The organism is Modicisalibacter luteus DSM 23508 (assembly GCF_000378505.1).
Taxonomy (GTDB): domain Bacteria; phylum Pseudomonadota; class Gammaproteobacteria; order Pseudomonadales; family Halomonadaceae; genus Modicisalibacter; species Modicisalibacter luteus.
Genome location: NZ_KB899995.1, coordinates 268,268 through 276,640 on the forward strand (window position 1 = coordinate 268,268; position 8,373 = coordinate 276,640).

Annotated in this window: 6 protein-coding genes; 5 read left to right on the forward strand and 1 reads right to left on the reverse strand. The window is 62.4% G+C overall.

Going from position 1 to position 8,373, the window contains the following annotated elements:
- Positions 1-78 precede the first annotated feature (78 nt).
- Positions 79-468 carry a SirB2 family protein gene (locus tag F568_RS0112345; protein WP_019019044.1) on the reverse strand — a complete coding sequence of 130 codons (390 nt, stop codon included), beginning with the start codon at positions 466-468 and terminating at the stop codon, positions 79-81.
- Between F568_RS0112345 and F568_RS25425 the strand changes: the two genes are divergently transcribed.
- The 5 genes from F568_RS25425 to glmU all read left to right on the forward strand — a co-directional run bounded on the left by F568_RS25425 (position 445) and on the right by glmU (position 8,237).
- The gene (locus F568_RS25425; protein ID WP_211213441.1) at positions 445-888 is read left to right on the forward strand and encodes a hypothetical protein; all 444 of its coding nucleotides are present in this window, start codon (positions 445-447) and stop codon (positions 886-888) included. The two genes, F568_RS0112345 and F568_RS25425, sit on opposite strands and share 24 nt — an antisense overlap.
- The gene (locus F568_RS0112355) at positions 881-2,824 is read left to right on the forward strand and encodes an aconitate hydratase (protein ID WP_019019046.1); all 1,944 of its coding nucleotides are present in this window, start codon (positions 881-883) and stop codon (positions 2,822-2,824) included. Before F568_RS25425 ends, F568_RS0112355 begins: the two co-directional genes overlap by 8 nt.
- Positions 2,825-3,302: 478 nt before the next feature.
- Positions 3,303-5,414 (forward strand): adenosylcobalamin-dependent ribonucleoside-diphosphate reductase, encoded by a 2,112-nt coding sequence (locus tag F568_RS0112360; RefSeq protein WP_019019047.1) that lies wholly within the window; start codon positions 3,303-3,305, stop codon positions 5,412-5,414.
- Positions 5,415-5,495: 81 nt separating this feature from the next.
- Positions 5,496-6,239 (forward strand): hypothetical protein, encoded by a 744-nt coding sequence (locus F568_RS0112365; RefSeq protein WP_019019048.1) that lies wholly within the window; start codon positions 5,496-5,498, stop codon positions 6,237-6,239.
- A 618-nt stretch (positions 6,240-6,857) separates the two neighbouring features.
- Positions 6,858-8,237 (forward strand): bifunctional UDP-N-acetylglucosamine diphosphorylase/glucosamine-1-phosphate N-acetyltransferase GlmU, encoded by a 1,380-nt coding sequence (gene glmU / locus F568_RS0112370; RefSeq protein ID WP_019019049.1) that lies wholly within the window; start codon positions 6,858-6,860, stop codon positions 8,235-8,237.
- The last annotated feature ends 136 nt before the right edge of the window (positions 8,238-8,373 follow it).

Below are 8,373 nucleotides of genomic sequence, written 5' to 3' on the forward strand. Positions count from 1 at the left end.
GCTATTCGTGCACTGGTTCGTTTAGCCTAGCAGGCGACTCCTTGCCGGAAATGGCACTTTCGTTGAATGGCCATGCTGCTAAAACCGCATCCACCACGACCAGGGGTGATGCGATAGCGCCGCCCCGACGATATACAGGAAGATGGCAATCGCGACGAGTGATGCTACGGCTCGGATAGAGGATGTCTTTCCGCGCTTGATCGCCAGCGTGCCGATGACAATGTAGGCCACCAGGCCGACCAGTTTGGCCGCCAGCCACGGATGCTGCGTTGGCCAGGCGCGCAGCATGAACATCAGCGTGACCCCCGCAGCCAGAAGTACCGTATCGATCAGGTGCGGCAATATCTTCACCCAACGCCGCTGAAGTTGCGGCGACTCCCGCACAGACCACCAGGCGCGCAGGCTGAATAGCGCCAGGCTGAGGCCTGCGGCGGTCATGTGGATGTGTTTGATGAAGAAGTAGCCCACGCCGTTCTCCCGGTGGCTTGTGCAGAATCCGTCAACACATATCGCAAGAATTGCATACAACTTTTGCGACCAAAGCGCTATGCGCGCCGCATTCATTCCACTTCTATGCTGAAATTGTATGCAACTGGTGCGGCCCGTGACGACGAAACAGACTTCCATGGACGCAGCCCCCATGAACAGCTCGGCGCCTGCTACGACGCCATCATGCGCTATTTCTTTGCCGCGCCGACCAGTTGGAGCCTGGAGATAAACTCCTTACTGCTGGTCTACCTCGCCGTGGTCGGTACGCCCATGGTCTATCCCTACGCGCTGTTGCCGATCGGCTTTGGCGCGCTGGCCCTGCAATTTCTGATCGAAACCTGCCAGGCCGCTTACCGCCTCGTCCACCCCGCCGCAGGCAAGGAGACCTCGCATGCCTGAGACACTCAGCCACAAGTTGATTGGCGCTCACCTCATCGAGGGCGACATGGTGCCGGGCCGGGAAATCGCCCTGCGAATGGACCAGGCCCTGCTGCAAGACATCCTCGGTACACTGGTCATGCTCGAACTCGACGCCATGGGCATCGAGCGGGTGAAGACCTCGCCCAGCGTGCAGTACATCGACCATACCCTGATCCAGCAGGACAACATCAATGCCGATGCCCACCTTTTCCTGAAGAGCGCCTGTGAACGGCTCGGGGTCTGGTATAGCGGTCCTGGCAACGGCATCAGCCATCCGATGCACATGGAGCGCTTCGGCAAGCCCGGCGACAGCCTGGTGGGCTGTGATAGCCATACCACCGCCGCCGGCGCGTTGGGCATGCTGGCGATCGGCGCCGGCGGCATCGAGGTGGCCATGGCCATGGCCGGCGAGCCGCTGTACCTGCCCATGCCGCGCATCGTCGGCGTTGAGCTGGTTGGGAAGCTGCCCGTCTGGGTGAGTGCCAAGGACATCGTCCTCGAACTGCTGCGTCGGCATGGCGTGGCCGGGGCGCGCAACTGCATCCTCGAATACTACGGTCCCGGCCTGGACGGGCTGGATGCCATGGACCGTCACGTGCTGGCCAACATGGGCACCGAGATGGGCGCGACCACCAGCGTCTTTCCCAGCGATGATGTCACCCGCCGCTTCATGGCCTCACGGGGGCGTGAGGCCGAATGGATCCCCCTGGCCGCCGATCCAGGATGCGCCTATGACATCGATGAGCGTATCGACCTGTCGCAACTCCAGCCGCTGATTGCGTTGCCATCGAGCCCCGACAAGGTCGTGTCGGTCAGCGAGGTCGCCGGCGAGCCGGTCTACCAGGCCTATATCGGCTCCTCGGGCAATCCGGGGTACCGCGACTTCGCGGTGGTCGCCGAGATCGTCAGGGGGCGCAACGTTGCCAACGGCGTCTCGCTGGACATCAATCCATCCACGCGGCAGATCCTTTCGGCGCTCATCGACGAAGGACACCTGTCATCCCTCGTCGCTGCCGGCGCACGCCTGCACCAGCCGGGCTGCAACGGCTGCATTGGCATGGGCCAGGCACCCGCGGCGGGGCGCAACAGTCTGCGCACCGTGCCGCGCAATTTTCCGGGACGCTCCGGCACGCGTGAGGACAGCGTGTTCCTGTGCAGTCCGGAGACGGCCGCCGCCTCGGCGCTGCACGGCGTGATCACCGATCCTCGCACGTTGGGCATGGCCTATCCCCGGATCCGCGAACCCGAGGACATGACCGCCAACGAGCAGATGTTCGTGCCACCGCTGCCGCCGGAGCAGGCGCGAGGCGTGTCGCTGCTCGCCACCGACAATACTCCGCCGTTGCCCGCACTCGATCCACTGCCCGAGTCGATCGATGCCCCGGTGCTGCTCAAGGCCGGTGACAACATTTCCACCGACGACATCATGCCGGCTGGTGCCCGGGTGCTGCCGATCTGGAGCAATATCCATGCCTCGGCCGAGTTCACCTTCGAGACGGTGGACCCCGATTATGTGTACCGCGCCCGGGAGCGCGGCAACGCGGGGCACATCATCGTCGCTGGCGACAATTACGGGCAGGGCTCGAGTCGCGAGAATGCCGCACTGGTGCCGCGTTTCCTGGGCTTGCAGGTGGTCATCGCCAGGAGCATTGCGCGTATCCACTGGCAGAACTTGCCATGCTTCGGTGTGTTGCCGCTGACTTTCGAGGACCCGGCGGATCTCGACCGGCTGCAGCAGGGCGACCGTCTGCACATTGCCGGGCTGCGCCAGCAGCTCGCCGCGGGGCAGCGGATCGTCGCCACGCTCAACGACGTCGGCACGCTGTACCTGTGCCATGAGCTCAGCCAGCGGCAACAGGCGATTCTCTCACAGGGCGGCGTTATCAACTGGCTGAACATGGAAGGCCGCTCATGAGTACCTTGCCCCCCGGCTCGTGCGGATATCGTTGAGGTCGCCCCGATGCCGGGCGATCAAGCGGCGAGCCATCTTTTCAGTATCGTGCCGCTCACCGAGTGAGCTGAGTGTTGTCCAGGCTCTGTCACGGATACAGGATGGCCAGGTGGCCACCCTGTATTTTTCTCTTGCCGTTCGGAAAACAAAATTAACTATATGTGCCAGTAATACTGTGGCGGGTGCACTATATATTGTGTGGTGTCGTTAATTGAAAATGCGATTTCCTCGAAGTATGCCAGGCTCGAGTTGCCTTTTCGGTAGCACGATGAGCAGGCGGCGCGCATTGAGGGTGACGCCGAACTGGGGATGACGGCCAAGGGGCTGCTGAACGGGCTGGACGGAGGCATTGCCCGGAGTTGGATGGAGGACTGGCTTTCACCCCTCGAACGCTTGGCTAATCGCTGGTCCATGAGCCATGTTTCTTATCAGGAGACCAACCATGAACTCGCCTGCCGAGGCCATCAAAACGTCCAACGAGGTGCCGATGCAAACGCCCTCTCAAGCCATCTGGGATGCCAAGTACCGGCTCAAGGATCGCCACGGCACGCCAGTGGACAAGGACGTGGCCGATACCTGGGAGCGGGTGGCGCGTGCCCTGGCCGAGGTCGAGGGCGACCACGCCGAGGCCTGGCTGCCCAAGTTCCGCTGGGCGCTGGAAAACGGCGCCATCCCGGCGGGGCGGATCATGTCCAACGCTGGCGCGGAGGATTACAAGCCGGCGGTGAGCCTGATCAATTGCACGGTATCACGCACCATTCGCGATTCGATGCGTGACATCCTCGGGGCGGTAGTGGATGCCGGCATGACCCTCAAGGCCGGTTGCGGCATCGGTTACGAGTTCTCCACCCTGCGCCACAAGGGTGCCTTCGTCTTTGGCGCCGGGGCGGGCACCAACGGTCCGCTGGCGTTCATGGATATCTACGACAAGATGTGCTTCACGGTGGCGTCGGCGGGCGGACGTCGCGGGGCACAGATGGGCACCTTCGACGTCGGCCATCCCGACGTGCGCGAGTTCATCGAGGCCAAGCGTGAGGCCGGCCGCCTGCGTCAGTTCAACCTCAGCCTGCTGATTACTGACGAGTTCATGGAGGCAGTGAAGCACGATGCCGAATGGCCGCTGGTTTTTCCGCTGCATCCGGGCGAGAAGGAGGACGTCGGCCCCGAGGAGATCATCTACCGTGACTGGCCGGTGATCGAGGATGGCTACACCGTCGACGCCGAGGGCCGCGTGGCATGCCGCGTCGTCGAGCGCATCCGCGCCCGTGCGCTGTGGGACACCATCATGCGCTCCACCTACGACTTCGCTGAACCGGGGTTCATCCTGATCGATCAGGTCAACCGCATGAACAACAACTGGTTCTGTGAGGAAATCCGCGCGACCAACCCCTGCGGCGAACAGCCACTTCCGCCCGAAGGCGCGTGTCTGCTGGGTTCGGTCAACCTGACTCGCTTCGTGATCGATCCGTTCGGCGACAATCCACGCTTTGACTGGGAGCGCTATCGCCAAGTAGTATCGATCTTCACGCGCATGCTCGACAACGTGGTCGAGATCAGTGGCCTGCCGCTGCCGGGACAACGCCGCGAGATCGAGGCCAAGCGTCGCCACGGCATGGGCTTCCTGGGCCTGGGGTCGACAATGACCATGCTCAAGATGCCCTATGGCTCGCCGGAATCGCTGGCCTTTACCGAGGAGGTCAGCCGGGTGCTGGCCGTGGAGGGTTGGAAGCAGGCACTGGAGCTCTCCCGTGAGAAGGGCATGGCGCCGATCCTCGCCGAGGAATTCGAGATTACCCCCAAGATGCTGCGCGAGCGGCCGGAACTGGGCAAGGACGGCTACGAGGTCGGCGACAGGGTGCCGGGGCGTATCCTGCACGCCCGCTATAGCCGCTACATGCAGAAACTCGCCGAGATCGAGCCGGAGCTGGTCGCGGCGCTGGCCGAGCATGGCGCACGCTTCACCCATCACTCGTCGATCGCGCCCACCGGTACCATCAGCCTGTCCCTGGGCAACAATGCCTCCAACGGCATTGAGCCGTCGTTCTCGCACCGCTACTACCGCAATGTCATCCAGGCGGGACGCAAGACCAAGGAGCAGGTCGAGGTGGTGTCCTTCGAGCTGGCCGCCTATCGCCATTTTATCGCAGCGGACGCGGTGGAGAGCGACCTGCCGGATTACTTCATTACCGCCGATGCGGTGACCCCGCAGCAACACGTGGCGGTGCAGGCCGCGGCGCAGACCTGGGTCGATTCGGCGATATCCAAGACGGTCAATGTGCCCACCGAGTTCCCCTTTGAGCAGTTCAAGGATCTTTACCTGGACGCCTACGCCAGCAAGCTCAAGGGCTGCACCACCTTCCGCTTCAACCCCGAGGCCTTCCAAGGCGTGCTGGTGCGCGAGGAGGATCTCAAGAACACCACCTACGTTTTCGAACTGGAAAATGGCGAGAGGCTGGAGCTCAAGGGCGACGAGACGGTGATCTACGACGGCGAGGAGCATAACGCGGCCAATCTCTACGATGCGCTGAAGGAGGGGACGTATGGCAAGTGGTGAGCCACGACCTGCTGCGTTTGGCGAGGCGGTGTTGCCCGCGAACGTGAGTTCCCCGATTTCCCGAACTCAAGGAGTCGCCTCATGGCTGTCGAAATAACCTCCAGGATCGTCGCCTGCAGCGTCAAGCAGGCGGCTCCCGAGCCGTCGCCGGTGCCGGACGAGGACCCGCTCACGGTACGCATCCCTTCGCGCCCCGAGGGTACGCTGGAAGCGGTATCGGAAAAGATCTCCTATGTCGGTGCCGAGGGGCGGCGCAAGGTCTATCTACTGGTGTCGTTCATGCCGGTGGAGGGGGTGATCAACGGCAAGCGGGTCGTCATCGAGCGCCCGGTGGAATTCTTCTTTCCTTCCGGCCAGCTCTCCAGCGAGCACCAGTGGATCACCGCCACCATGCGCAGCCTGTCGCTGGCTGCACGCGGCGGCTATGTGACCCAGGCGGTGGCAGACCTGCGCAAGGTGGCCTGGGACAAGGGCCTGGTGCGTTGTGGCATGAACCGCTGGGGCAAGCCCATGTTCCACGATTCCGAAGTGGCGGCAATTGCCTGGTCGATCCAGCAGATCCTTTATCGGCGCGGCTTTCTAGATATCGACGGCAATCAGGTGCCGGTCGACGAGCTGGTACGCCGCTACGCACATCGCATGACCCATGGACACCCCTGGCAGCCGCCGGCCCAGGACGAGATCACCAGCAAGGGCACGCCGACGCCGACTAGCGGGAGTGAAGCGTCAGCCACCGTCGGCCACTGCCCCGAATGTCGTAGCGAGCTGGTGATGATGGATGGCTGCCCGACCTGTACCGGCTGTGGCTGGTCCAAGTGCTCTTAACCATCTGGACTGCGTACAGCTAGCGTTAACACGTAACTTTATGCCCCCTTTCGCGCTCTTGCTCAGGGGGCTCTATTATCAAGCGCGGCAGCCCTTTTTATCTGAGGTTGTCCATGGTTCTGCATGTTTGTACTGTACTGACTTGATAAGTGTCAGAGCACATGATGGCAGGTTTTAAAATATTATGTAGTGCTTGCTAAGTTAGGTATCCCGATAACTGCCAAGACCAAGTGGAGAAGAGATGGGGGTTGAACGCTGGCTAGCTTTGCCGAGTTGGGGTTCTCAATTTTGGTAGGGTTGAGGTCGTAGAAAAAAGCGATAAAGATTTTTTCGTTTTTCGTCTTGTCTGATAAATAAAAAGGTATCGGTTCTTGACGCCACATGAGTCCGGTGGGGTAGTTTGTTCGTGTATTTATATTATTCCCCGTTTATAGATTAGAAAAATCCAGTGAGAAATATTGTTCATTTCATGTGTTTCCGCTCGTTGTGGGTAAATAGGTTAATGGTTATATCCGAGCGTATAACAGGTATTGGTCGAGTTCGCTAGAACAGCGATAGTTATTCATGCCAGCGGGTTTTAGAATCCGGCCCACTCATCGAATCCATTAAGGATAAGGCATGACGCTCGACGTAGTGATCCTCGCCGCGGGGCAGGGAACCCGCATGCGTTCGGCCAAGCCGAAGGTTCTGCATCCCTTGGCCGGAAAACCGATGGTGCGCCATGTAATCGATACTGCCATGGGGTTGGGGGCAGATCGTTTGCATGTGGTGATCGGGCATGGGGCACAACAGGTCCGAGATAGCCTGGCGGAATGCCCATTACAGTTCGCGGAACAGACCGAGCAGAAAGGCACCGGCCACGCCGTGGCCCAGGCCCTGGACGGGCTCGGCGATGGCAAGGTGCTGGTGCTGTATGGCGACGTGCCGCTGATCCGGCGCGACACGCTGAGCGCCCTGCTCGACGCGGTCGATGAACGACGCATGGCGCTGCTGACCGTGGCCCTGGCCGATCCGACGGGCTACGGGCGCATCAAGCGCAACGCCCGGGGCGAGGCGGCGGCGATCGTCGAGCACAAGGATGCCTCCGAGGCCGAGCGGGCCATCACCGAGTGCAATACCGGGATCATGGCCATGACCGCCGACCAGTTGCGCCGTTGGCTGCCGCGCCTCTCTTCGGACAATGCCCAAGGCGAGTACTACCTGACCGATGTCATCGCCATGGCCGCCGAAGAAGGTACTGCCATTGCCACCGCCCAGCCGGCCTCCGCCACCGAGGTCGAGGGCGTCAACAACCGCCTGCAGCTGGCCCGCCTGGAGCGCGCCCATCAGCTGGCCGAGGCCGAGCGGCTGATGACCGGGGGCGTGACGCTGGCCGATCCGGCGCGGCTCGACGTGCGCGGTCGCCTGCGCTGCGGGCAGGATGTCGAGATCGATGTCGGCTGCGTCTTCGAAGGCGAGGTCGAACTGGCCGAGGGGGTGCGCGTCGGGCCCTACAGCATTATCCGTGACAGCCGCATCGGGCCTGGCTGTGTCATCGAGGCGCACAGCCTGCTCGATGGCGCGATCCTCGACGGCGAGTGCCAGGTCGGTCCCTTCGCCCGCCTGCGCCCCGGCACGCACCTGGCCCGCCAGGCCAAGGTCGGCAACTTCGTCGAGACCAAGAATGCCCGGATCGGCGAGGGCAGCAAGATCAACCATCTCAGCTATGTCGGCGATGCCCGGCTGGGACGCGACGTCAACGTCGGGGCCGGTACCATCACCTGCAACTACGACGGCGCGAACAAGCACCACACCGAGATCGGCGACGCGGCGTTCATCGGCTCCAATACGGCGCTGGTCGCGCCGGTCCGGGTCGGAGAGAGGGCCACCATCGGTGCCGGCTCCACGATCAGCCGGGATGTCGAGGCCGGGGCGCTGGGCGTGGCCCGCGGCCGGCAGATCACCAAGGCGGACTGGCCGCGCCCGCGGAAACAGCCCAAGTCGGAACCCAAGGAGTAAAGACGATGTGTGGAATCGTGGGGGCGGTGGCCGAACGCAACGTTCAGAACATTCTGCTCGAGGGGCTCAGGCGCCTCGAATACCGGGGCTATGACTCGGCCGGCATGGCCGTGCTCTCGAACGATGCACGCCTCAA

Coding starts and splice junctions, on each gene's coding strand:
- glmU (WP_019019049.1), top strand. CDS start 6,858: ATGACGCTCGACGTAGTGATCCTCGCCGCGGGGCAGGGAACCCGCATG.
- F568_RS0112365 (WP_019019048.1), top strand. CDS start 5,496: ATGGCTGTCGAAATAACCTCCAGGATCGTCGCCTGCAGCGTCAAGCAG.
- F568_RS0112355 (WP_019019046.1), top strand. CDS start 881: ATGCCTGAGACACTCAGCCACAAGTTGATTGGCGCTCACCTCATCGAG.
- F568_RS0112360 (WP_019019047.1), top strand. CDS start 3,303: ATGAACTCGCCTGCCGAGGCCATCAAAACGTCCAACGAGGTGCCGATG.